General features: G+C 60.1%; 22 protein-coding genes. 20 read left to right on the top strand and 2 right to left on the bottom strand.

Features of this window, described 5'->3' with window-relative positions; genetic code table 11:
- Positions 1-2: 2 nt before the first annotated feature.
- Positions 3-494, top strand: a complete 492-nt coding sequence (ilvN, locus tag ACMGGK_RS20035) for an acetolactate synthase small subunit (RefSeq protein ID WP_004932806.1) — start codon at positions 3-5, stop codon at positions 492-494.
- Between the two features lie 218 nt (positions 495-712).
- Positions 713-1,717 carry a catabolite repressor/activator gene (gene cra / locus ACMGGK_RS20030; RefSeq protein WP_016929094.1) on the top strand — a complete coding sequence of 335 codons (1,005 nt, stop codon included), beginning with the start codon at positions 713-715 and terminating at the stop codon, positions 1,715-1,717.
- A 39-nt stretch (positions 1,718-1,756) separates the two neighbouring features.
- On the opposite strand, the gene ACMGGK_RS20025 is transcribed toward cra, so the two are convergent.
- Positions 1,757-2,197 carry an L-alanine exporter AlaE gene (locus tag ACMGGK_RS20025; protein WP_004932798.1) on the bottom strand — a complete coding sequence of 147 codons (441 nt, stop codon included), beginning with the start codon at positions 2,195-2,197 and terminating at the stop codon, positions 1,757-1,759.
- Between the two features lie 861 nt (positions 2,198-3,058).
- Here ACMGGK_RS20025 and mraZ point away from each other — a divergent pair.
- The 16 genes from mraZ (at position 3,059) to lpxC (ending at position 20,910) form a co-directional block, all read left to right on the top strand.
- On the top strand, positions 3,059-3,517 hold the full coding sequence (gene mraZ / locus ACMGGK_RS20020; RefSeq protein WP_004932796.1) for a division/cell wall cluster transcriptional repressor MraZ: 459 nt from the start codon (positions 3,059-3,061) through the stop codon (positions 3,515-3,517).
- Positions 3,518-3,519: 2 nt separating this feature from the next.
- Positions 3,520-4,461: a 16S rRNA (cytosine(1402)-N(4))-methyltransferase RsmH gene (gene rsmH / locus ACMGGK_RS20015; RefSeq protein ID WP_016929092.1), complete on the top strand. Its 942-nt coding sequence runs from the start codon at positions 3,520-3,522 to the stop codon at positions 4,459-4,461.
- Positions 4,458-4,778 carry a cell division protein FtsL gene (gene ftsL / locus ACMGGK_RS20010; protein ID WP_015376645.1) on the top strand — a complete coding sequence of 107 codons (321 nt, stop codon included), beginning with the start codon at positions 4,458-4,460 and terminating at the stop codon, positions 4,776-4,778. Before rsmH ends, ftsL begins: the two co-directional genes overlap by 4 nt.
- 42 nt (positions 4,779-4,820) lie before the next feature.
- Positions 4,821-6,584, top strand: a complete 1,764-nt coding sequence (locus ACMGGK_RS20005; protein ID WP_004932790.1) for a peptidoglycan glycosyltransferase FtsI — start codon at positions 4,821-4,823, stop codon at positions 6,582-6,584.
- Positions 6,571-8,058 carry a UDP-N-acetylmuramoyl-L-alanyl-D-glutamate--2,6-diaminopimelate ligase gene (gene murE / locus ACMGGK_RS20000; RefSeq protein ID WP_060444862.1) on the top strand — a complete coding sequence of 496 codons (1,488 nt, stop codon included), beginning with the start codon at positions 6,571-6,573 and terminating at the stop codon, positions 8,056-8,058. Before ACMGGK_RS20005 ends, murE begins: the two co-directional genes overlap by 14 nt.
- Complete coding sequence (murF, locus tag ACMGGK_RS19995) at positions 8,055-9,416, top strand: UDP-N-acetylmuramoyl-tripeptide--D-alanyl-D-alanine ligase (protein WP_028127855.1); 1,362 nt, start codon at positions 8,055-8,057, stop codon at positions 9,414-9,416. Before murE ends, murF begins: the two co-directional genes overlap by 4 nt.
- On the top strand, positions 9,410-10,492 hold the full coding sequence (gene mraY / locus ACMGGK_RS19990) for a phospho-N-acetylmuramoyl-pentapeptide-transferase (protein WP_004932782.1): 1,083 nt from the start codon (positions 9,410-9,412) through the stop codon (positions 10,490-10,492). Before murF ends, mraY begins: the two co-directional genes overlap by 7 nt.
- Before the next feature lie 2 nt (positions 10,493-10,494).
- Entirely contained in the window at positions 10,495-11,814 is a 1,320-nt protein-coding gene (murD, locus tag ACMGGK_RS19985) for a UDP-N-acetylmuramoyl-L-alanine--D-glutamate ligase (RefSeq protein WP_049300163.1), read from the top strand.
- A complete protein-coding gene (gene ftsW, locus ACMGGK_RS19980; RefSeq protein WP_015376649.1) occupies positions 11,811-13,013 on the top strand; it encodes a cell division protein FtsW in 1,203 nt (400 codons plus the stop codon). The genes murD and ftsW overlap by 4 nt, the downstream gene beginning before the upstream one ends.
- 3 nt (positions 13,014-13,016) lie before the next feature.
- Complete coding sequence (gene murG / locus ACMGGK_RS19975) at positions 13,017-14,081, top strand: undecaprenyldiphospho-muramoylpentapeptide beta-N-acetylglucosaminyltransferase (RefSeq protein WP_028127853.1); 1,065 nt, start codon at positions 13,017-13,019, stop codon at positions 14,079-14,081.
- Between the two features lie 84 nt (positions 14,082-14,165).
- Positions 14,166-15,641 carry a UDP-N-acetylmuramate--L-alanine ligase gene (murC, locus tag ACMGGK_RS19970; RefSeq protein ID WP_028127852.1) on the top strand — a complete coding sequence of 492 codons (1,476 nt, stop codon included), beginning with the start codon at positions 14,166-14,168 and terminating at the stop codon, positions 15,639-15,641.
- The gene (locus ACMGGK_RS19965; protein ID WP_049300164.1) at positions 15,634-16,554 is read left to right on the top strand and encodes a D-alanine--D-alanine ligase; all 921 of its coding nucleotides are present in this window, start codon (positions 15,634-15,636) and stop codon (positions 16,552-16,554) included. The genes murC and ACMGGK_RS19965 overlap by 8 nt, the downstream gene beginning before the upstream one ends.
- Before the next feature lies 1 nt (position 16,555).
- Positions 16,556-17,407: a cell division protein FtsQ gene (gene ftsQ, locus ACMGGK_RS19960; protein ID WP_004932761.1), complete on the top strand. Its 852-nt coding sequence runs from the start codon at positions 16,556-16,558 to the stop codon at positions 17,405-17,407.
- Entirely contained in the window at positions 17,404-18,660 is a 1,257-nt protein-coding gene (gene ftsA / locus ACMGGK_RS19955; protein WP_004932758.1) for a cell division protein FtsA, read from the top strand. The genes ftsQ and ftsA overlap by 4 nt, the downstream gene beginning before the upstream one ends.
- Positions 18,661-18,734: 74 nt before the next feature.
- Complete coding sequence (gene ftsZ / locus ACMGGK_RS19950) at positions 18,735-19,889, top strand: cell division protein FtsZ (protein ID WP_004932757.1); 1,155 nt, start codon at positions 18,735-18,737, stop codon at positions 19,887-19,889.
- Between the two features lie 103 nt (positions 19,890-19,992).
- Entirely contained in the window at positions 19,993-20,910 is a 918-nt protein-coding gene (gene lpxC / locus ACMGGK_RS19945; protein ID WP_004932754.1) for a UDP-3-O-acyl-N-acetylglucosamine deacetylase, read from the top strand.
- A gap of 99 nt (positions 20,911-21,009) precedes the next feature.
- Here lpxC and ACMGGK_RS19940 read toward each other — a convergent pair whose 3' ends face one another.
- Complete coding sequence (locus ACMGGK_RS19940; protein WP_004932751.1) at positions 21,010-21,525, bottom strand: DUF721 domain-containing protein; 516 nt, start codon at positions 21,523-21,525, stop codon at positions 21,010-21,012.
- Positions 21,526-21,551: 26 nt separating this feature from the next.
- Between ACMGGK_RS19940 and secM the strand changes: the two genes are divergently transcribed.
- Together secM and secA are read left to right on the top strand one after the other, a co-directional pair.
- Positions 21,552-22,082 (top strand): secA translation cis-regulator SecM, encoded by a 531-nt coding sequence (gene secM / locus ACMGGK_RS19935; protein ID WP_420277151.1) that lies wholly within the window; start codon positions 21,552-21,554, stop codon positions 22,080-22,082.
- Positions 22,083-22,164: 82 nt separating this feature from the next.
- Positions 22,165-24,873, top strand: a complete 2,709-nt coding sequence (gene secA, locus ACMGGK_RS19930; RefSeq protein ID WP_033641260.1) for a preprotein translocase subunit SecA — start codon at positions 22,165-22,167, stop codon at positions 24,871-24,873.
- Positions 24,874-24,877 lie beyond the last annotated feature (4 nt).

The following is a 24,877-nucleotide window of genomic DNA, read 5'->3' as shown; positions in this document are numbered from 1 at the left end:
TCATGCGCCGTATTTTATCTGTCTTGCTGGAAAACGAATCCGGCGCCCTCTCGCGCGTGGTGGGGTTGTTCTCCCAGCGCGGTTACAACATCGAGAGCCTGACGGTGGCGCCGACCGACGATCCGACGCTGTCGCGCATGACTATCCAGACCGTCGGCGACGAGAAAGTGCTGGAGCAGATTGAGAAGCAGTTGCACAAGCTGGTGGACGTGCTGCGCGTTAGCGAGCTGGTGCAGGGCGCCCACGTCGAGCGCGAGATCATGCTGGTGAAGCTGCAGGCCAGCGGCTACGGCCGTGAAGAAGTGAAGCGCTGCGCCGACATTTTCCGCGGCCAGATCGTTGATGTGACGGCGACGCTGTATACGGTGCAGCTGGCCGGCACCAGCGATAAACTGGACGCCTTCCTGAGCGCGGTGCGTGAAGTGGCGGAGATCGTGGAAGTGGCGCGTTCCGGCGTGGTCGGCGTGTCGCGCGGCGACAAAATTATGCGCTGAGCGTGGTCTGGCGGCGAATAATTCGGGGCGCGGCGTGGCTGCGCCCTTTGTTTTTCGGTATTTTTTGCCCGATTGCTGGCACCTTTCGGCAAAAGCGGTTGCTAGGTAGTGTTTTCTGCTGTTAGATCGCAGAGGCTGGATTGAATAACCGTACGGGATGCCATGGTTAATCCGAGCACAGCCTTCACTTCTATTTTCAGCGTCATTAAGGGGTTAATGTGAAACTGGATGAAATCGCGCGTCTCGCGGGCGTTTCGCGCACGACGGCCAGTTATGTCATCAACGGCAAGGCGAAGCAGTATCGTGTCAGCGATAAAACCGTCGAGAAAGTGATGGCCGTGGTTAGGGAGCACAACTATCACCCGAATGCCGTCGCGGCAGGGCTGCGTGCCGGGCGCACCCGTTCTATCGGTCTGGTGATCCCGGATCTGGAAAATACCAGCTATACCCGTATCGCCAACTACCTGGAGCGTCAGGCGCGCCAGCGTGGTTATCAATTGCTGATCGCCTGTTCCGAAGATCAGCCGGACAACGAGATGCGCTGTATCGAGCATTTGCTGCAGCGTCAGGTGGACGCCATCATCGTTTCCACCGCCTTGCCGCCGGAGCACCCCTTCTATCAACGCTGGGCCAACGATCCGCTGCCGATCATCGCGCTGGACCGCGCGTTGGATCGCGAACATTTCATCAGCGTCGTCGGGGCCGACGAGGAAGATGCCTTTGCGCTGGCGCAGGAGCTGCGCACCTTCCCGGCTGAATCGGTGCTGTATCTGGGCGCCTTGCCGGAGCTTTCGGTCAGCTTCCTGCGTGAGCAGGGCTTCCGCCGGGCCTGGCAAGAGGATCCCCGCCACGTCGATTACCTGTATGCCAACAGCTATGAGCGTGAAGCCGCCGGCGCGCTGTTTGCCGAATGGCTGAAGACGCACCCGATGCCGCAGGCGCTGTTCACCACCTCGTTCTCGCTGTTGCAGGGCGTGATGGACGTGACGCTGAAGCAACGCGGCCGTTTGCCGACCGATCTGGCGATTGCCACCTTCGGCGACCATGAACTGTTGGATTTCCTGGAGTGCCCGGTGCTCGCGGTGGCGCAGCGCCATCGTGACGTGGCCGAACGCGTGCTGGAGCTGGTGTTGGCCAGTCTGGACGAACCGCGTAAACCCAAGCCTGGATTGACGCGTATTCGCCGCAATCTGTTCCGCCGCGGCAGCCTGAGCCGCAAGTAGTTTGCCTGGCAGGAGCCCCCGCGTTGGCGGGCTCCTGGTTTAGACGTAGTCCGCCACCCGGAACAGCCGCCGGCAGTATTCCAGGAAATAGCCATACACCACGCCCATCGCCATGGAGACCAGCGCATTGCTGGTTACCGCCGCCAGCATTTGTTGGCCGTCGGCGCCTACGCTCCATAGAATGGCGGCATAAACCGGCGACTGGAAGCTGACGTAGGCCAGCAGATCGGCGAGGTTGCGCAGCAGGAACTGGCCGCGCGGGCAGCGGCGCGCCGTGCGGATAAACAGATCGCGATAGCGGCCGTAAGGCCAGGCGATCAGGATGTTGACCGGGATCGACAGCAGGCGCGAAGAGAGGGATTGCTGGAAGCTCATGCCTGAGATCAACACTTCTATCGCCATGCCGGCGATAAAGCAGTACACCACCAGTGCGAACGTATCGGCAGCGGCGCTACGCCAGTGAGTCGCGGGCGAAAGCATGCGTCATCCTCTTTTGTTAAAATTCTGTTAAGTTATTAATTATTGGATGTTAAGGCTGGTTTTTTGCCTTTTTTATAGTGTACTAATCTGAATTGTCTTTTTTAACTAGGTTTATATTTTTATTTTTAACATTTGTTCGCTTTTTGTCCCGCAGAGCTGGGGCATAGGATGGGGTGGAGAGATTAAAATCGGCGTTTTTAAATAAATCGATTAAAAACATAATGTTGCAATTTTTCGTTTTTGAAGGGGATTTTTCCGGCAAAAATTGTGGAAATAAAGGTGTAAGAAAATGAAACCATAATTGTAAACAGGTATTTTGGGAATAATCTTACCAAATTGATTTGAATCGAAATTACTTCTGCTCGTAATATCCGAGCCATTTATTTTTATCGCGCCCTCATCACGGCGGTGCAAATTGAAGTAAAATAGCGCCCGGCTTTACGGTGAATAACGATTGAGCGTTATTAACTCAAGGGGTTATGGCCTTATTCCGCGATCGGTTCGCCTGGCGCCGAGCCTTGGCGGGCGCGGCTCGCCAGCGGTTACAGCCCTGAGATTGCCGAGCTGAAAAATGAGACATGGCTTGCAGAAGGAAGTAATGAGTTAATTAATCGCCAGTTCGTCAGGTTTTTAATCAGATTCTTTCCGCTTAGAAAATTCTCTCCGTTTATCATGGTGTTAATTTTTAATCGTCGAATAATCAGAGTTTCTTTCGCGAGTCAGCTCCCAAAATGACCAGAGAAATATTGCCAAAGCGCTGGCGCTCTGGCTTGACAAGGTTTTCATACCCTCCGTAAACTCCATTGTGTGGGAATTTGTGGGGTAAAGTGGTGAAAACGGTCACTAAGGGGTAGCTCAGGAATGTTCCGTGGAGCGACGATGGTCAACCTCGACAGCAAAGGGCGGCTCGCCGTACCTACCCGATATCGGGAATTGCTCAACGAGGAATCGCAAGGCCAAATGGTCTGTACCATTGACCTCCATCAGCCCTGCCTGCTGCTTTATCCTTTGCCCGAATGGGAAATTATTGAACAAAAATTATCACGTCTGTCGAGCATGAATCCCGCCGAGCGCCGCGTTCAGCGCCTGCTGCTGGGGCATGCCAGTGAGTGTCAGATGGATAGTGCCGGTCGTTTGCTGTTAGCCAGTACGCTGCGGCAACACGCCGGGCTCACGAAAGAAGTGATGCTGGTCGGTCAGTTCAACAAGTTTGAACTGTGGGATGAACAGACCTGGTATCAACAAGTCAAGGATGATATTGACGCTGAACAGTCGACTCAGGAACCGTTGTCTGAGCGGCTACAGGACTTGTCGCTATAAGCATGTTGGAAAACTATAAACACACCACCGTCCTGCTGGACGAAGCCGTCAACGGCCTCAACATCCGCAGCAACGGCATATATATCGACGGTACTTTTGGTCGCGGTGGCCATTCTCGTCTGATTCTGTCCCAGCTGGGGCCGGAAGGGCGCTTGCTGGCGATTGACCGTGACCCTCAGGCGATTGCAGCCGCCAAATCTATTGAAGATCCTCGTTTTACCATCGTACACGGCCCATTTTCCGAGTTGTCGCACTATGTGCGGGAGCGCGACCTGGTGGGCAAGATCGACGGCGTTCTGCTCGATCTGGGCGTTTCCTCGCCGCAGCTTGACGACGCGGAGCGCGGATTCTCCTTTATGCGTGACGGTCCGCTGGACATGCGCATGGATCCGTCCACCGGCCTGTCCGCCGCCGAATGGCTGATGAAGGCCGAAGCGGACGATATCGCCTGGGTGCTGAAAACCTTTGGCGAAGAGCGTTTCGCCAAGCGCATCGCGCGCGCCATCGTGGAAAGAAACCGCGTGGAGCCGATGACGCGCACCAAAGAGCTGGCGGATCTGATCGCCGATGCCAGCCCGTTCCGTGAAAAGCACAAGCATCCGGCGACGCGCAGCTTCCAGGCGATCCGCATCTATATCAACAGCGAGCTGGAAGAGATCGAGCGTGCGCTCGACGGCGCGCTGGAAGTGCTGGCCCCGCAGGGCCGTTTGTCGATCATCAGCTTCCACTCGCTGGAAGACCGCATCGTCAAACGCTTTATGCGTCACCACAGCCGCGGCGCTCAGGTGCCGGCGGGCATTCCGTTGACCGAAGAGCAGCTGCGCGGCATGGGCGGCCGGACGCTGAAAGCGCTGGGCAAAATGATGCCGTCGGAAGCGGAAGTGGCGGACAACCCGCGTGCGCGCAGCTCGGTGCTGCGTATTGCTGAGAGGATGCCCGCGTGATCGGCAACGAACGTCACGGTTTGGTCGGGGTGATTGGCGGCGATCTGCTGCGCAATGCCAAGATCCCCCTGATTTTACTGATTGCGTCACTGGTTTCCGCGATTTTCGTGGTGACTACCGCGCACCGCACCCGCCTGCTGACCGCTGAGCGCGAACAGCTGGTTCTGGAGCGCGATGCGCTGGATATCGAGTGGCGCAACCTGATTTTAGAAGAGAACGCCCTCGGCGATCACAGCCGGGTTGAACGTATCGCGACAGAAAAACTGCAGATGCAACACGTTGATCCATCGCAGGAAAATATCATCGTTAAACAATGAATGGTTTAACCGGAATAATGACACGGAGTAGAAAGGAAACGCATGAAAGCAGCGCGCCCCGGTAAGTTGAGACGCCAGGAAGATCAGGCCAGCTTTGTCAGCTGGCGTTTTGCGTTGCTGTGCGGCTGCATTTTGCTGGCGATGGTTGGCCTGATGTTGCGCGTCGCGTACCTGCAGGTCATCAACCCCGATCGTCTGGTGAAAGAAGGCGACATGCGTTCGCTGCGCGTGCAGGAAGTGCCGACCGCGCGCGGCATGATCAGCGATCGCGCCGGCCGTCCATTGGCGGTCAGTGTGCCGGTGAATGCGGTGTGGGCCGATCCGAAAGAGCTGAACGAGCGCGGCGGCATCACGCTGGACAGCCGCTGGAAAGCGCTTTCCGATGCGCTGAACATCCCGCTGGACCAGCTTTCCAACCGCATCAACGCCAACCCGAAAGGGCGTTTCGTTTATCTGGCGCGCCAGGTTAACCCGGCGATCGGCGATTACATTCACAAACTCAAGCTGCCGGGGATCTACCTGCGGCAGGAGTCGCGCCGTTACTACCCGGCGGGGCAGGTGACGTCGCACATCATCGGCGTGACCAACATCGACGGGCAAGGTATCGAAGGCGTCGAGAAGAGCTTCGACCGCTGGCTGACCGGGCAACCGGGCGAGAGAACGGTGCGTAAGGACCGCTTCGGCCGGGTGATCGAAGATATCTCCTCCGTCGACAGTCAGGCGGCGCACAACCTGGTACTGAGCGTCGATGAGCGCCTGCAGGCGCTGGTGTATCGCGAGCTGAACAACGCGGTGGCGTTCAACAAGGCCGAATCGGGCACTGCGGTGCTGATCGACGTGAACACCGGCGAAGTGCTGGCGATGGCCAACAGCCCGTCTTACAACCCGAACAACATGGCCGGTACGCCGAAAGAAACCATGCGTAACCGCGCCATCACCGATATTTTTGAACCCGGTTCAACCGTGAAGCCGATGGTGGTGATGACCGCGCTGCAAAACGGCGTGGTGAGAGAAAACAGCGTGCTGAACACCATCCCGTACCGCATTCAGGGCCACGAGATCAAAGACGTGGCGCGGTACTCGGAGCTGTCATTGACCGGGATCTTGCAGAAGTCGAGTAACGTCGGTGTTTCAAAGCTGGCGTTAGCGATGCCGTCCTCAGCGTTAGTAGATACTTACTCTCGTTTTGGGCTGGGAAAAGCGACCAATTTGGGGCTGGTCGGAGAAAGCAGTGGCATATACCCAAAAAAACAACGGTGGTCTGACATAGAGAGGGCCACCTTCTCTTTCGGCTACGGGCTGATGGTAACTCCGTTACAGTTGGCGCGAGTCTATGCAACGATCGGCAGCCTGGGCGTGTATCGCCCATTGTCGATCACCAAGGTTGACCCTCCGGTCGCCGGCGAACGCGTTTTCCCTGAACCTCTGGTGCGCACCGTGGTGCACATGATGGAAAGCGTGGCCTTGCCGGGCGGTGGCGGCGTGAAAGCCGCCATCAAGGGATACCGTATCGCCATCAAAACCGGTACCGCGAAAAAAGTGGGCCCGGACGGCAAATACGTCAACCGATACATCGCTTATACCGCCGGCGTCGCGCCGGCAAGTAACCCCCGTTTTGCCCTGGTGGTCGTCATCAACGACCCGCAGGGTGGGAAATACTATGGTGGCGCAATCTCCGCGCCGGTGTTCGGCGCTATCATGGGCGGCGTATTGCGCACCATGAACGTCGAGCCTGACGCGTTGCCCACCGGTGACAAAAGCGAATTAGTGATTAACAAGAAAGAGGGTTCAGGTGGCAGATCGTAATTTGCGCGACTTACTCGCCCCGTGGGTGCCGACGGCACCCGGGCGCGCGCTGCGGGAAATGACATTAGACAGCCGCGTGGCGGCTGCCGGGGATCTGTTTGTCGCCGTGGTCGGCCATCAAACGGATGGACGCCGCTATATTCCGCAGGCCATCGCGCAGGGCGTCGCCGCTGTGATCGCCGAGGCTGACGGTCAGGCCGAAGACGGCGCCATCGTTGAGATGCACGGCGTGCCGGTGATCTACCTGAGCCAACTGAACCAGCGCCTTTCCGCGCTGGCCGGGCGTTTTTACCATCAGCCGGGCGAGCGTCTGCGCCTGGTTGGGGTGACCGGCACCAACGGCAAAACCACCACCACGCAACTGCTGGCGCAGTGGAGCCAACTGCTGGGCGAAACCAGCGCGGTAATGGGCACCGTCGGCAACGGCCTGCTGGGCCAGGTGTGTCCGACGGAGAATACCACCGGTTCTGCGGTGGATGTTCAACACGTATTAAACGAGTTGGCGGAACAGGGCGCGACCTTCGCCGCGATGGAAGTCTCATCCCACGGTCTGGTGCAACACCGGGTGGCGGCGCTGCCGTTCGCTGCGGCGGTTTTCACCAACCTGAGCCGCGATCACCTGGATTATCACGGTGACATGGCCAATTACGAAGCGGCCAAATGGTCGCTGTTCGCCGCCCACAACGTGGGGCAGGCGATCATCAATGCCGACGATGAAGTCGGCCAGCGCTGGCTGAGCAAGCTGCCGGATGCGGTAGCGGTGACGATGCAGGACAACCTGCAGCCGGGCTGCCACGGCCGCTGGCTGAAAACCACGGCGGTCGACTATCACGACAACGGCGCCACGGTTCGTTTCAGCTCCAGCTGGGGCGACGGCGAGATCGAAAGCCGCCTGATGGGCGCTTTCAACGTCAGCAACCTGCTGTTGGCCTTGGCGACGCTGCTGTCGTTGGGCTACCCGCTGGAGGCGCTGGTGGAAACCGGCAGCCGTCTGCAGCCGGTCTGCGGCCGCATGGAAGTGTTTAACGCGCCGGGCAAACCGACGGTGGTGGTGGATTACGCCCACACGCCGGATGCGCTGGAGAAAGCGCTGGAAGCTGCGCGCCTGCACTGCCAGGGGCAGCTGTGGTGCGTGTTCGGCTGCGGCGGCGATCGCGACAAGGGCAAACGTCCGCTGATGGGCGGCATCGCCGAGCAGTTCGCCGATCGCGTGGTGATCACCGATGACAACCCGCGGACCGAAGAGCCGCGCGCGATTATCAACGACATCCTGACCGGATTGCTGGACGCCGGGCAGGCGCTGGTGATCCACGGCCGCGCCGAAGCGGTGACCAGCGCCATCATGCAGGCGCAGGAGCAGGATGTGGTGTTGGTGGCGGGCAAAGGCCACGAAGATTATCAGCTGGTGGGCAACCGCCGTCTGGATTATTCCGACCGCACGACGGTCGCACGGCTGCTGGGGGTGCTGGCATGATCCCTGTCTCTCTTCAGACACTGGCTGAGGTATTGAGCGCTGAACTGATCGGCGCCGATTGCCAAATTGTCGAGGTGACGACAGACACCCGCAAGGTGACCGCCGGTTGCCTGTTTGTAGCGCTGAAAGGCGAGCGTTTCGACGCTCACGACTTCGCGGCGGATGCCGTAGCCGCAGGCGCCGGGGCGTTGCTGGTCAGTAAGCGCTTATTGGTGGACGCGCCGCAGCTGGTGGTGAAAGACACCCGTCTGGCGCTGGGGCAGCTTGGCGCCTGGGTGCGTCAACAGGTGCCTGCGCGCGTGGTGGCGCTGACCGGCTCCTCGGGCAAGACATCGGTGAAAGAAATGACCGCTGCCATTCTGCGTGAATGCGGCGAAGTGCTGTATACCGCCGGCAACTTCAATAACGACATCGGCGTGCCGCTGACGCTGTTGCGTCTGGAGCCGCAGCATGACTTTGCCGTGATAGAGCTGGGCGCTAATCACATTGGCGAAATTGCTTACACCACCGCATTGACGCGTCCGCAGACCGCTTTGGTGAACAACCTGGCGGCAGCGCACCTGGAAGGCTTCGGCTCGCTGGCCGGCGTCGCCCAGGCGAAAGGTGAAATCTTTACCGGCCTGCCGGCCGACGGCGTGGCGATCATCAACGCCGATAACAACGACTGGCCGCACTGGCAGAGCATGCTGGGCGGCAAAACCGTCTGGCGCTTCTCGCCGCAGGCCGCCGAAGGCGTGGACTTCTTCGCGGACGACGTGCGGGTGAACGGCGCAGGCACGCAGTTTACGTTACACAGCCCGTTCGGCACCGCCGAGATCGCGCTGCCGCTGCCGGGGCGCCACAACGTGGCCAACGCGCTGGCGGCCACGGCGCTGGCGATGTCGGTGGGCGCCACCCTTGAAGCGGTGCGTCAGGGGTTGAAGCAATTGCAGGCGGTGCCGGGGCGTTTGTTCCCGGTGGCGCTGGCCGAAGACAAGCTGCTGCTGGATGACAGCTATAACGCCAACGTCGGGTCGATGACCGCGGCGGCGCAGGTGCTGGCGGAAATGCCGGGCTATCGCGTGATGGTGGTCGGCGATATGGCCGAGCTGGGCGCAGAAGCGGAAGAGTGCCACCGTCAGGTGGGTGAAGCCGCCCGTCTGGCCGGGGTCGACAAAGTGATCAGCGTCGGCGGGTTGAGCCGCGTGCTGAGCGAAGCCTCCGGCAATGGCGAACATTATCAGGACAAGACAGCAGTGATCGCGCGCGTGGCGGAATTACTGTCGGAACATGCGGTCATCACCGTGTTAATCAAAGGTTCACGTAGTGCCGCAATGGAGCAGGTAGTACGCGCGTTACAGGAGAAAGCACCATGTTAGTTTGGCTGGCCGAGCATTTGGTCAAGTATTACTCAGGCTTCAACGTCTTTTCTTATCTGACGTTCCGAGCCATTGTCAGCCTGCTGACCGCGCTGTTCCTGTCGCTGTGGATGGGCCCGCGGGTGATCAAGCGTCTGCAAGAAATGTCCTTCGGGCAGGTAGTGCGTAACGACGGCCCCGAGTCGCACTTCAGCAAGCGCGGCACGCCGACCATGGGCGGTATCATGATCCTGACCTCCATCACCATTTCGGTGCTGATGTGGGCCTACCCGTCCAACCCGTATGTCTGGTGCGTGCTGTTTGTGCTGGTGGGTTACGGCATCGTCGGTTTCGTCGACGACTACCGCAAGGTGGTGCGTAAGGACACCAAAGGGCTGATCGCCCGCTGGAAGTATTTCTGGCAGTCGGTGATTGCGCTGATTGTCGCATTCGCCATGTACGCCGTAGGAAAAGACACGCCAGCCACCGAGCTGGTTGTGCCGTTCTTTAAGGACGTGATGCCGCAGCTGGGCTTGCTGTACATCCTGCTGGCCTATTTCGTCATCGTCGGCACCAGCAACGCGGTCAACCTGACCGATGGCCTGGACGGCCTGGCGATTATGCCGACGGTATTCGTGGCGGCCGGTTTCGCGCTGGTGGCCTGGGCGACCGGTAACATGAACTTCGCCAACTACCTGCATATTCCGTATCTGCGTCATGCCGGTGAGTTGGTGATCGTCTGCACCGCCATCGTCGGCGCCGGCCTCGGGTTCCTGTGGTTCAACACCTACCCGGCGCAGGTATTTATGGGCGACGTCGGTTCGCTGGCGCTGGGCGGCGCGCTGGGCACCATCGCGGTGCTGCTGCGTCAGGAGTTCTTGTTGGTGATCATGGGCGGCGTATTCGTGGTAGAGACGCTGTCGGTGATCCTGCAGGTGGGGTCGTTCAAGCTGCGCGGACAACGCATTTTCCGCATGGCGCCGATTCACCACCACTATGAATTGAAAGGCTGGCCGGAACCGCGCGTGATCGTGCGCTTCTGGATCATTTCGCTGATGCTGGTGCTGATTGGCCTGGCAACGCTGAAGGTGCGTTAATCATGGCAGACTATCAGGGTAGAAAAGTCGTCATCATCGGGTTGGGCCTCACCGGCCTGTCCTGTGTCGATTTCTTCATGGCGCGCGGCGTTACGCCGCGCGTGATGGATACCCGTATCGCGCCGCCAGGGTTGGACAAACTGCCTGAAAGCGTGGAGCGCCATCTGGGTGATTTGAATCAGGACTGGCTGCTGGCGGCGGATCTGATCGTCGCCAGCCCGGGCGTCGCGCTGGCGACCCCGGCATTGAGCGCCGCGGCTGACGCCGGCGTGGAAATCGTCGGCGATGTCGAGCTGTTCTGCCGCGAGGCGCAGGCGCCGATCGTGGCGATCACCGGCTCCAACGGCAAAAGCACCGTCACCACCCTGGTGGGCGAGATGGCGAAAGCCGCCGGTTGGGCGGTGGGCGTGGGCGGCAATATCGGCCTGCCGGCGCTGAGCCTGCTGCGCCAGGAATGCCGGCTGTACGTGCTGGAGCTGTCCAGCTTCCAACTGGAAACGACGCATAGCCTGCGGGCGGCGGCGGCGACCATCCTGAACGTGACCGAAGACCATATGGATCGCTATCCGTTCGGCCTGCAGCAGTATCGCGGCGCCAAGCTGCGCGTGTATGAAAACGCCGCCGTGTGCGTGGTGAACGCAGACGATGCGCTGACCATGCCGGTGCGCGGCGCCGACGAGCGCTGCGTCAGCTTCGGTGCGGACGTGGGCGACTATCACCTGAACCGTCAGCAGGGGGAAACCTGGCTGCGGGTGCGCGGTGACAAGGTGCTGAATACGCGCGAGATGAAACTGACCGGCCGCCACAACTACACCAACGCCCTGGCGGCGCTGGCGTTGGCGGATGCGGTCAATATCCCGCGCGCGTCCAGCCTGAAGGCGCTGACCACCTTCACCGGCCTGGCGCACCGCTTCCAGCTGGCCTGGGAGAACAACGGCGTGCGTTGGATCAACGATTCCAAAGCCACCAACGTCGGCAGCACCGAAGCGGCGCTGAACGGCCTGCAGGTGGACGGCACGCTGCATCTGCTGCTGGGCGGCGACGGCAAGTCCGCCGATTTCTCGCCGCTGGCGCGCTATCTGCAGGGCGACAACGTGCGTCTGTATTGCTTTGGCCGCGACGGGGCCCAGCTGGCGCAGCTGCGGCCGGAAGTGGCGACGCTGACCGAGACCATGGAGCAGGCGATGCGCACCATCGCCGGCCGCGTACAGCCCGGCGATATGGTGTTGTTGTCGCCGGCCTGCGCCAGTCTCGATCAGTTCCGTAATTTTGAAGTGCGCGGCGATGAGTTCGCCCGCCTGGCGCAGGAGCTTGGCGGATGAAACTACGCTTGCCGAACTTCGGGCTGACAGAACGGCTGAAAGACTGGGTGACCGGCGCGCGCGACAACGACGCGGTCAACATGGTGCTGTACGATCGCACCCTGCTGTGGCTGACCTTCGGGTTGGCGATCATCGGCTTCGTGATGGTGACCTCGGCGTCGATGCCGATCGGCCAACGCCTGGCGGACGATCCGTTCCTGTTCGCCAAACGTGATGCGTTGTACCTCGGCCTGGCGTTCGGTCTGTCGCTGGTGACGCTGCGCATCCCGATGGAAGTTTGGCAGCGCTACAGCAACGTAATGCTGCTGATGTCGATCGTGATGCTGCTGATCGTCCTGGTGGTGGGGAGCTCGGTAAACGGGGCCTCGCGTTGGATCGCGCTCGGCCCGCTGCGTATTCAGCCCGCAGAGCTGTCCAAGCTGTCGCTGTTCTGCTACCTGGCGAGCTATCTGGTGCGCAAGGTGGAAGAGGTGCGCAGCAACTTCTGGGGCTTCTGTAAGCCGATGGGCGTGATGGTGGTGCTGGCGGTGCTGCTGCTGGCGCAGCCGGACCTCGGTACCGTGGTGGTGCTGTTCATCACCACGCTGGCGATGCTGTTCCTGGCCGGCGCGAAAATGTGGCAGTTCCTGGCGATCATCGGCTCCGGCGTGTTCGCCGTGGTGCTGCTGATTATCGCGGAACCGTACCGTATGCGCCGCGTGACCTCGTTCTGGAACCCGTGGGCCGACCCGTTCGGCAGCGGCTACCAGTTGACCCAGTCGCTGATGGCATTCGGCCGCGGTGAGTTCTGGGGGCAGGGGCTCGGCAACTCGGTGCAGAAACTGGAGTATTTGCCGGAAGCGCATACCGACTTCATCTTCTCCATTTTGGGTGAAGAACTGGGCTATATCGGTGTGGTTTTAGCCCTGTTAATGGTATTCTTCGTCGCTTTTCGCGCGATGTCCATCGGGCGCCGCGCGCTGGAGATCGACCAACGCTTCTCCGGCTTCCTGGCCTGCGCGATCGGCGTGTGGTTCAGCTTCCAGGCGCTGGTTAACGTCGGCGCCGCCGCGGGCATGTTGCCAACCAAAGGTCTGACGCTGCCGCTGATCAGTTACGGCGGCTCGAGCTTGCTGATTATGTCGACGGCGATCGTGCTGTTGCTGCGAATTGATTATGAAACGCGCCTGACCAAGGCTCAGGCGTTTGTGAAGAGGTAAGGGATGAGCGGGAAACCTAAGCGTTTAATGGTGATGGCAGGCGGTACCGGCGGGCACGTGTTCCCGGGGCTGGCGGTCGCGCATCATCTGATGGCGCAGGGCTGGCAGGTGCGCTGGCTCGGAACCGCAGACCGAATGGAAGCCGATTTGGTGCCGAAGCACGGGATCGAGATTGATTTTATCCGCATCTCCGGCCTGCGCGGCAAGGGCCTGAAGGCCCAGTTGACGGCGCCGCTGCGGATCTGGCAGGCGGTGCGGCAGGCGAAAGCCATTATGCGCAGCTATCAGCCGGATGTGGTGCTGGGGATGGGCGGTTACGTTTCCGGCCCCGGCGGCCTGGCGGCCTGGCAGTGCGGCATCCCGGTGGTGCTGCACGAGCAGAATGGCATCGCCGGTTTGACCAACCGCTGGCTGGCGCGCATCGCCGCCAAAGTGATGCAGGCCTTCCCCGGCGCGTTCCCGAACGCCGAGGTGGTGGGCAACCCGGTGCGTACCGACGTGTTGGCGCTGCCACTGCCGGCGGAGCGGTTGCAAGGGCGCGAAGGCCCGATCCGTGTGTTGGTGATTGGCGGAAGTCAGGGCGCGCGCGTGCTGAATCAGACAGTTCCTGAAGTCGCGGCGCGTTTGGGCGATAGAATTACGCTCTGGCATCAGGTTGGCAAGGGCGCGCTGGAAACGGTGCTGCGCGACTACGAGAGGGTAGGGCAGACGCAGCACAAGGTGACCGAGTTCATCGACGACATGGCAGCCGCCTATGCCTGGGCCGACGTGGTGGTCTGCCGCTCCGGCGCGTTGACCGTCAGCGAAATCGCGGCGGCGGGGCTGCCGGCGATCTTCGTGCCGTTCATGCACAAGGATCGTCAACAGTACTGGAACGCACGTCCGCTGGAAGAAGCCGGCGCGGCGAAGATTATCGAACAACCGCAGTTCAACGCCGATGTGGTGGCCGAGCTGCTGGCGAGCTGGGATCGCAAGACGCTGCTGGCCATGGCCGAGAAAGCGCGCGCGGTCGCCATTCCGGACGCCACCGAGCGCGTGGCGGCGGAGCTGGTGCGGCTCGCCAGGTAACGAGTGCAGGGGTTCGGCGCGCCGAACCTGAATAAAAGCAATGTGATGTAGGGCCGGGGTACCGGATCCGGATTAGAGAGAGTGATGAATACACAACAACTGGCGAAACTACGTACTATCGTGCCCGAGATGCGTCGCGTCCGGCACATTCACTTTGTCGGCATCGGTGGTGCCGGCATGGGTGGTATCGCCGAAGTGTTGGCAAACGAAGGATATCAGATCAGCGGCTCCGACCTGGCGCCGAATCCGGTGACCCAACAGTTGAGCGCGCTCGGGGCGACGATTTACTTCAATCACCGTCCGGAAAACGTGCTGGATGCGAGCGTGGTGGTGGTGTCTACCGCCATCTCCGCCGACAACCCGGAGATCGTCGCCGCTCGTGAAGCGCGCATCCCGGTGATCCGCCGCGCTGAAATGCTGGCGGAGCTGATGCGTTTTCGCCACGGCATTGCTATCGCCGGCACGCACGGCAAAACCACCACCACGGCGATGGTCTCGAGCATTTATGCCGAAGCCCGCCTGGACCCGACCTTCGTCAATGGCGGGCTGGTGAAGGCGGCAGGCACCCACGCGCGACTGGGGTCCAGCCGTTATCTGATCGCGGAAGCGGATGAGAGCGATGCGTCGTTCCTGCACCTGCAGCCGATGGTGGCCGTGGTCACCAACATCGAAGCCGACCATATGGACACTTACCAGGGCGACTTCGAGAACCTGAAGCAGACGTTTATCAATTTCTTGCACAACCTGCCGTTCTACGGCCGTGCGGTGATGTGCATCGACGATCCGGTAGTGCGCGAGCTGTTGCCGCGCGTGGGTCGCCATATCACCACTTATGGCTTCAGTGAAGATGCTGATGTGCGCATTGAAGACTACCGGCAGATTGGGCCGCAGGGGCACTTTACCCTGAGCCGTCAGGACAAGCCGTTGCTGACGGTGACGCTGAACGCGCCGGGCCGCCACAATGCGTTGAACGCGGCGGCGGCGGTAGCGGTAGCGACCGAAGAAGGCATCGACGACGAAGATATCCTGCGCGCGCTGGCGGGTTTCCAGGGGACCGGGCGTCGCTTCGATTTCCTCGGCGAGTTCCCGCTGGAGCCGGTCAACGGCAAAGCGGGCAGCGCGATGCTGGTGGACGACTACGGCCACCATCCGACCGAAGTGGACGCCACGCTGAAGGCGGCGCGCGCCGGTTGGCCGGACAAGCGTCTGGTGATGATCTTCCAGCCGCACCGCTACACGCGTACTCGCGATCTGTACGACGATTTCGCCAACGTGCTGTCGCAGGTGGATGTGCTGCTGATGCTCGACGTGTACGCCGCCGGCGAAGCGCCGATCCCGGGCGCGGACAGCCGCTCGCTGTGCCGCACCATCCGCAGCCGCGGCAAGCTGGATCCGATCCTGGTTTCCGATGCCGATAGCGTGCCGGAAACGCTGGCGCAGCTGCTGCAGGATGAAGACCTGGTGCTGGTGCAGGGCGCCGGTAACGTGGGCAAAATCGCCCGTAAACTGGCCGAGCTGAAGCTGCAGCCGCCGAAGAAAGAGGAGGAGCACCATGGCTGATAAAGTTGCAGTTCTGCTGGGCGGCACCTCCGCTGAACGTGACGTTTCTCTGCAATCCGGCGCCGCGGTGCTGGCCGGGTTGCGCGAAGCCGGTATCGATGCGCACGGCGTCGATACCCGCGATTTCCCGGTGACCCAGCTGAAAGAGCAGGGGTTCACCAAAGTGTTTATCGCGCTGCACGGCCGCGGCGGCGAGGATGGCACCCTGCAGGGGCTCCTGGAGTTCCTCGAGCTGCCTTATACCGGCAGCGGCGTGATGGCCTCGGCGCTGACCATGGACAAATGGCGCACCAAGATGGTGTGGCAGTCGATGGGCTTGCCGGTGGCGCCTTACGTGGCGTTGAATCGCCAACTGTACTTCGGCACCGAAAAAGCGGCGCTGCTGGCGCGCGTGGCGGATCTCGGTCTGCCGCTGATCGTCAAGCCAAGCCGTGAAGGCTCCAGCGTCGGCATGAGCAAGGTCACCGAGAGCGCTGCGTTGGAAGCGGCGTTGGAAGAAGCCTTCCGCCATGACGACGATGTGCTGGTGGAGAAGTGGTTGAGCGGGCCGGAATACACCGTGGCAATGCTGGGCGACCAGGTGCTGCCGTCGATCCGCATCCAGCCAGCCGGTGTGTTTTACGACTACCAGGCCAAGTACATTTCGGACGATACGCAGTACTTCTGCCCGAGCGGTTTGAGCGCCGAGCAGGAAGCCGAGATGGCGGCATTGGCGCTGCGCGCCTACCGCGGTCTGGACTGCAGCGGCTGGGGCCGCGTCGACGTAATGCAAGACAGCGATGGCAGCTTCTATCTGCTTGAGGTGAACACCTCTCCGGGCATGACCAGTCATAGCCTGGTGCCGATGGCAGCGCGCCAGTTTGGATTAAGCTTCTCGCAGCTAGTGGCGAGAATTTTGGAGTTGGCCGACTGATATGTCGCAAGCTGCCCTGAATGCGCGCGATCGCGAGGTGGATAACGGCCCGCGCCGCAGCAATGGAACCCAGTTGGCGGGAATGATTTTCCTGCTGATGGTGTTGGGAACGGTCGTGTGGAGCGGTTGGGCGGTGCTTGGCTGGATGAAAGACGCCAGTCGCCTGCCGCTCTCAAGGCTGGTGGTGACCGGCGAACGCCACTACACCACTAACGATGATATTCGTCAGGCGATCCTGGCGCTGGGCGCACCCGGCACCTTTATGACGCAGGATGTGGACGTCATCCAGCAGCAGATCGAACGTCTGCCGTGGATCAAGCAGGCCAGCGTGCGCAAACAATGGCCGGATGAGCTGAAGATCCATCTGGTGGAGTACGTCCCGGTGGCGCGCTGGAACGATTTGCACATGGTGGACGCCGAGGGCAAAGCGTTCAGCGTGCCGGCGGAGCGGGCGGGCAAGCAGAAGTTGCCGCTGCTCTACGGGCCGGAAGGGAGCGAGCAGGATGTGCTGGAGGGCTATCGGGCGATGAGCGCCACGTTGGCGGCCAGCAAATATACGCTGAAAATGGCGGCGATGACCGCGCGCCATTCCTGGCAGCTGGCGCTGGACAACGATGTTCGGCTTGAGCTGGGGCGCGATGACCGCAACGGGCGTTTGCAGCGGTTTATCGAGCTTTACCCGGTATTGCAACAGCAGGGCCAGGCGGAGAGCAAGCGTGTCAGCTATGTCGATCTGCGCTACGAGTCCGGCGCTTCGGTAGGGTGGGCTCCGGTGTTGGTCGATCCGCAGGCGCTTGGCGGTCAGCAAAACAGTAATCAGCAACAGAATCAGGCACAGGCAAAACAACAATGATCAAGTCGACGGACAGAAAACTGGTAGTTGGACTGGAGATCGGTACTGCAAAAGTCTCCGCGTTGGTAGGGGAAGTTCTGCCCGATGGCATGGTCAACATTATCGGGGTGGGCAGCTGCCCGTCTCGCGGCATGGATAAGGGCGGCGTAAACGACCTGGAGTCGGTGGTGAAGTGCGTACAGCGCGCCATCGATCAGGCCGAGCTGATGGCGGACTGCCAGATCTCGTCAGTGTATCTGGCGCTGTCGGGCAAGCACATCAGCTGCCAGAACGAAATCGGTATGGTGCCGATCTCGGAAGAGGAAGTGACGCAGGACGACGTGGAGAACGTAGTGCACACCGCCAAATCGGTGCGCGTGCGCGACGAACACCGCATCCTGCATGTGATTCCTCAGGAATACGCCATCGATTATCAGGAAGGCATCAAAAACCCGGTTGGGCTGTCCGGCGTGCGCATGCAGGCCAAGGTGCATCTGATTACCTGCCATAACGATATGGCGAAGAACATCGTCAAGGCCGTGGAACGTTGCGGCCTGAAAGTTGACCAACTTATTTTCGCCGGTCTGGCCGCGAGCTACGCGGTGCTGACCGAAGATGAACGCGAACTCGGCGTTTGCGTGGTGGATATCGGTGGCGGCACCATGGATATGGCGGTGTACACCGGCGGCGCGCTGCGCCATACCAAAGTGATCCCTTACGCCGGGAACGTGGTCACCAGCGACATCGCTTACGCCTTTGGCACGCCGCCGACCGACGCGGAAGCGATTAAAGTTCGACACGGTTGTGCGCTTGGGTCGATTGTTAGCAAGGATGAGAATGTAGAGGTGCCTAGCGTTGGGGGACGTCCCCCACGCAGTCTGCAAAGACAGACGCTGGCTGAAGTCATTGAGCCACGCTACACCGAACTGTTGAATCTGGTTAACGATGAAATTTTGCAATTGCAGGAGCAACTGCGTCAGCAAGGGGTGAAGCATCATCTGGCGGCAGGTATCGTGCTGACCGGTGGCGCCGCCCAGATTGATGGCCTGGCAGCCTGTGCGCAACGGGTGTTCCACACCCAGGTACGCATCGGCCAACCCTTGAACATCACGGGTCTGACGGATTATGCGCAGGAGCCTTACTACTCGACGGCGGTAGGTCTGCTGCACTATGGAAAAGAGTCTCACCTGAGCGGTGAGACGGAAGTAGAAAAACGCGCCTCGGTGGGCAATTGGTTTAAACGCATCAATAGCTGGCTGAGAAAAGAGTTTTAATGTTTCAACAAAGAGATCATGCTGAGTAATCTTTTTATGATCTCGCAGCGACAGGCACAAAACGGAGAGAAACTATGTTTGAACCAATGGAACTAACCAATGACGCGGTGATTAAAGTCATCGGCGTCGGCGGCGGCGGTGGCAACGCCGTTGAACACATGGTGCGCGAGCGCATCGAAGGTGTTGAATTCTTCGCTGTGAACACGGACGCCCAGGCGCTCCGCAAAACGGCGGTTGGCCAAACCATCCAGATTGGTAGCGGTATTACCAAAGGTCTGGGTGCGGGCGCGAACCCTGAGGTGGGTCGCAATTCAGCGGAAGAAGACCGCGAAGCCCTGCGCGCAGCGCTGGACGGCGCAGACATGGTCTTCATCGCAGCCGGCATGGGCGGCGGTACCGGTACCGGTGCGGCGCCAGTGGTGGCTGAAGTGGCTAAAGATTTGGGTATTCTGACCGTGGCCGTGGTGACCAAGCCTTTCAACTTCGAAGGCAAGAAGCGCATGGCATTCGCGGAGCAGGGTATCGCTGAGCTGTCCAAACACGTGGACTCGCTGATCACCATCCCGAACGACAAGCTGTTGAAAGTGCTGGGGCGCGGGATCTCTCTGCTGGACGCGTTCGGTGCGGCCAACGACGTGTTGAAAGGCGCGGTGCAGGGTATCGCCGAGCTGATCACCCGTCCGGGCCTGATGAACGTCGACTTCGCCGACGTGCGCACCGTGATGTCCGAAATGGGCTACGCGATGATGGGTTCCGGCGTGGCTTGCGGTGAAGACCGTGCCGAAGAAGCGGCCGAAATGGCGATCTCCAGCCCGCTGCTGGAAGACATCGACCTGTCCGGCGCGCGCGGCGTGCTGGTCAACATTACCGCTGGCTTCGATCTGCGTCTGGATGAGTTCGAAACCGTGGGTAACACCATCCGTGCGTTCGCTTCCGACAACGCTACCGTGGTTATCGGTACCTCGCTGGATCCGGAAATGAACGACGAACTGCGCGTAACCGTGGTTGCAACCGGTATCGGTATGGACAAGCGTCCAGAAATCACTCTGGTGACCAATAAGCAGGCCAGCCAGCCAGTGATGGATCACCGTTATCAGCAGCACGGCATGTCGCCTCTGCCGCAGGAAGTGAAACCTGCCGCCAAGGTGGTCAACGACCAAGCTGCGCAGCCGAATAAAGAGCCCGACTATCTTGATATTCCAGCCTTCCTGCGTAAACAGGCAGACTAAGAATATCCTGAGAATTTGGAATCTCCGCTCTTTGTGCTAAACTGTCCCGCCGGCCATGCTGTATGCTTGGCTGGTAGGATGGATAACATTGCGAGATAAAACGATGATCAAACAAAGGACATTAAAACGTATTGTTCAGGCGACTGGCGTCGGTTTGCATACCGGCAAGAAAGTCACGCTGACAATGCGCCCAGCGCCGGCTAATACCGGGGTCATCTATCGTCGCACTGACTTGAATCCACCGGTTGATTTTCCGGCTGATGCAAAATCCGTGCGTGATACCATGCTCTGTACTTGCCTGGTGAATGAGCATGACGTGCGTATTTCGACCGTTGAGCACCTCAACGCCGCGCTGGCTGGGCTGGGCATCGACAACATCGTCATTGAAGTCGACGCCGCTGAAATCCCAATCATGGACGGCAGCGCCAGTCCGTTCGTGTTCTTGCTGCTGGATGCCGGCATCGAAGAGCTGAACTCGGCGAAGAAATTCCTGCGTCTGAAAGAGACCGTACGCGTTGAAGACGGCGACAAATGGGCCGAGCTGTCCCCGCACAACGGGTTCCGCCTGGACTTCACCATCGACTTCAACCACCCGGCTATCGACGCCAGCTCTCAGCGCTACCGTCTTGATTTCTCGGCTGAGTCGTTCGTGCGTCAAATCAGCCGTGCGCGCACCTTCGGGTTCATGCGCGACATTGAATACCTGCAGTCCCGCGGCCTGGCCCTGGGCGGCAGCTTCGATTGCGCCATCGTGGTAGATGACTATCGCGTGCTGAACGAAGACGGTCTGCGTTTCGAAGACGAATTCGTACGTCACAAAATGCTGGACGCCATCGGCGACCTGTTCATGTGCGGCCACAACATCATTGGCGCATTCACCGCGTTCAAGTCTGGCCACGCGCTGAACAACAAACTGCTGCAGGCCGTACTGGCCAAGCAGGAAGCGTGGGAATACGTGACCTTCCAGGACGAAGCCGAAATGCCGTTGGCATTCAAGGCGCCGTCTACCGTATTGGCGTAAGGTCCGAATTCCTCGCCTGCGAATAACGGCAGGCGCATCCCCTGAGAGCCTGATCATTCAGGCTCATGATGCCGGCTGTTTTGCAGTTTGTGTCGCTGATTACTTATCACGACTGGTTGTGTTGGTACCCTCTCCGGCCAATGCAGCCAGCCGTTCCAATATCTTGCGCAGTTTCTCCGGGCTACGGCTCGCCAACCCTCTCAGCTCTTCCGCACTTTCCAGACTCAAATGCCGCATCGGCACGGGTTTTTCCGGCGCTTTCTCTGCGTTTTGCACCTGGTTGCTGCCTTTCGCCATCAAGGCCGGATTAATCCTGATGTCGATCGACGACAATGATGGTAGAATTTGCGCTCGTAGTGCAGACAGCAAAGCGGGTTGTTCGTAGCGCAAGCGCATCATCCAACTGGCATTTGCCGTTTCGAGCACTAAAATACCCTGTCGGAAATTCGCGACGCGGCACCAGGGATGCAGGGGAGCGGGCAACAGGCCCTTCACTGCACGGTTAAGCTTGAGCAGCGCCACCGCGCGTTGCTGGACGTTATGCAGCGGCCCTTTGCTGCCGGCAGACGCGTCGTCGAACAGGACATCTAATAATTGTGGACGGCTATCGCGCATAATGGGCTCCGGCGGATTATAAACTCGTGATCGGTATTCTAAATCGTTGGCGACAATTTGGCAGACGTTATTTCTGGCCCCATCTCCTGTTAGGGATGGTTGCGGCCACGCTTGGCGCGTCTTCCAATTTGTCCGGCGCCCCCGATCAGGCCGCACTGCCGAATACGTCGTCCAGCCTTAACCGGCAAAATTCGGTCAATGGCACGTTCAACAGCCTGGCCCTGCTGCAGGACGCGCATCGCCGTCCTACCTTCAGCGTAGATTATTGGCAGCAACATGCGCTGCGCACCGTCATTCGTCACCTCTCTTTCGCGCTGGCGCCGCAGGCGGTTTATGCGCGGGTGCAGGAGAGCGAAGCCGAAGCGGAACCCCCTTTGCAGGTAGCGCAACTGGCGCTGCTGTCTACCCTTAACGCGCTGCTGACGCACGAGCCGAAACCGCCGACCATTATTCGCCACACTCACCTTGAGGTGCTGCCCACGCTGGCGCGCCACCAGACCGGCCTGTGGGTGGCGCAGGTGCAGGGCATTCGCGCCGGGCCCGCCGCCCTCGTCTGATCTCGCCCTTCGGGCACAAAAACCATAAATAATAGCAAGTTGACTGCCGTGTTCGGCGGTCATGACAGAGATATCAAACATCATGTTAGTGAAATTATTAACCAAAGTTTTTGGCAGCCGTAACGATCGTACCCTGCGCCGCATGCGCAAAGTGGTTGAGCAGATCAACCGCATGGAACCGGACATGGAAAAACTGTCCGATGACGAGCTGAAAGCGAAAACCAACGAGTTCCGCGCACGCCTGGAGAAAGGCGAGTCGCTGGACAGCCTGATCCCTGAAGCCTTCGCCGTGGTGCGTGAGGCGAGCAAGCGCGTGTTCGGCATGCGTCACTTCGACGTGCAGCTGCTGGGCGGCATGGTGCTGAACGACCGCTGCATCGCCGAGATGCGCACCGGTGAAGGTAAAACCCTGACCGCGACGCTGCCGGCCTACCTGAACGCCCTGAGCGGCCGCGGCGTGCACGTCGTGACCGTCAACGACTATCTGGCGCAGCGTGACGCCGAAAACAACCGTCCGCTGTTCGAGTTCCTCGGCCTGAGCATCGGCATCAACCTGCCGGGCATGCCGGCGCCGGCCAAGCGCGAAGCTTACGCCGCCGACATCACCTACGGCACCAACAACGAATACGGCTTCGACTACCTGCGCGACAACATGGCGTTCAGCCCGGAAGAGCGCGTGCAGCGCAAACTGCACTATGCGCTGGTGGATGAGGTGGACTCCATCCTGATCGATGAAGCGCGTACGCCGCTGATCATCTCCGGCCCGGCCGAAGACAGCTCTGAGATGTACATCAAGGTCAACAAGCTGATCCCTAAACTGATCCGCCAGGAAAAAGAAGACTCCGACACCTTCAAGGGTGAAGGGCACTTCTCGGTGGACGAGAAGGCGCGTCAGGTCCACCTGACCGAACGCGGTCTGATCCTGATCGAAGAGATGCTGGTGGACGCCGGCATCATGGATGAAGGCGAATCGCTGTACTCGCCGACCAACATCATGCTGATGCACCACGTTACCGCCGCGCTGCGCGCCCACGTGCTGTTCACCCGCGACGTGGACTACATCGTGAAAGATGGTGAAGTGATCATCGTCGATGAACACACCGGCCGTACCATGCAGGGCCGCCGTTGGTCCGACGGTCTGCACCAGGCGGTGGAAGCCAAAGAAGGCGTGGAGATCCAGAACGAGAACCAGACGCTGGCTTCGATCACCTTCCAGAACTACTTCCGTCTGTACGAGAAGCTGGCCGGGATGACCGGTACCGCCGATACCGAAGCCTTCGAATTCAGTTCGATCTACAAGCTGGACACGATCGTGGTGCCAACCAACCGTCCGATGATCCGTAAGGATATGCCGGATCTGGTGTACATGACCGAGAAAGAGAAGATCGGCGCCATCATTGAAGATATCCGCGAGCGTACCGCCAAAGGCCAACCGGTGCTGGTGGGTACCATCTCAATCGAGAAATCCGAAGTGGTGTCCCGTGAGCTGACCAAAGCGGGCATCGACCACAAGGTGCTGAACGCCAAATTCCACGCCATGGAAGCGGACATCGTCGCCCAGGCCGGCCAAAGCGGTGCGGTGACCATCGCTACCAACATGGCGGGCCGTGGTACCGACATCGTGCTGGGCGGCAGCTGGCAGGCCGAAGTGGCGCTGCTGGAAGAACCGACCGAAGAGCAGATCGAAGCTATCAAAGCCGCCTGGAAAGAGCGCCACGACGCGGTGCTGGCGGCGGGCGGCCTGCATATTATCGGCACCGAGCGCCATGAATCGCGCCGTATCGATAACCAGCTGCGCGGCCGTTCCGGTCGTCAGGGCGACGCCGGTTCATCCCGCTTCTACCTGTCGATGGAAGATGCCCTGATGCGTATCTTCGCCTCGGATCGCGTGTCCGGCATGATGCGTAAACTGGGTATGAAAGAAGGCGAAGCGATTGAGCACCCGTGGGTGACCAAGGCGATCGCCAATGCTCAGCGCAAGGTAGAGAGCCGCAACTTCGACATCCGTAAGCAACTGCTGGAATACGACGACGTCGCCAACGATCAGCGCCGCGCCATCTACAGCCAACGCAACGAATTGCTGGACGTGTCCGACGTGAGCGAAACCATCGCCAGCATCCGCGAGGACGTGTTCAAGAGCACCATCGACAACTACATCACGCCGCAGTCGCTGGAAGAAGAGTGGGACATTCAGGGGCTGGAAGAGCGCCTGAAGAACGACTTCGATCTGGAGATGCCGATCGCCCAGTGGCTGGACAAAGAGCCGGAGCTGCACGAAGAGACGCTGCGCGAACGCATTCTGGAGAACGCCAAAGAGCAGTATCAGCGTAAGGAAGAAGTGGTCGGCAGCGAGATGATGCGCAACTTCGAGAAGGGCGTGATGCTGCAGACGCTGGATTCTCTGTGGAAAGAGCATCTGGCGGCGATGGACTACCTGCGCCAGGGTATCCACCTGCGCGGTTACGCGCAGAAGGATCCGAAGCAGGAGTACAAGCGTGAATCCTTCAACATGTTCGCCACCATGCTGGAATCGCTGAAATATGAAGTGATCAGCGTGCTGAGCAAGGTACAGGTGCGGATGCCGGAAGAGGTGGAAGCGCTGGAACAGCAGCGCCGTGAAGAGGCCGAGCGTCTGGCGCAGCAGCAACAGCTGAGCCACCACGACGAGAACGCGCTGGCGACTGAAGATCCGAATGCGCCGGCGACCGCCGAGCGTAAAGTGGGCCGCAACGATCCTTGCCCATGCGGTTCCGGCAAGAAATACAAGCAGTGCCACGGTCGCCTGCAGTAATGCC

Source organism: Serratia sp. BNK-33-b (assembly GCF_048684565.1).
GTDB lineage: Bacteria > Pseudomonadota > Gammaproteobacteria > Enterobacterales > Enterobacteriaceae > Serratia > Serratia marcescens.
Note: the sequence above shows the minus strand (reverse complement) of the source record. Positions and strands in the feature narration are given on the sequence as shown.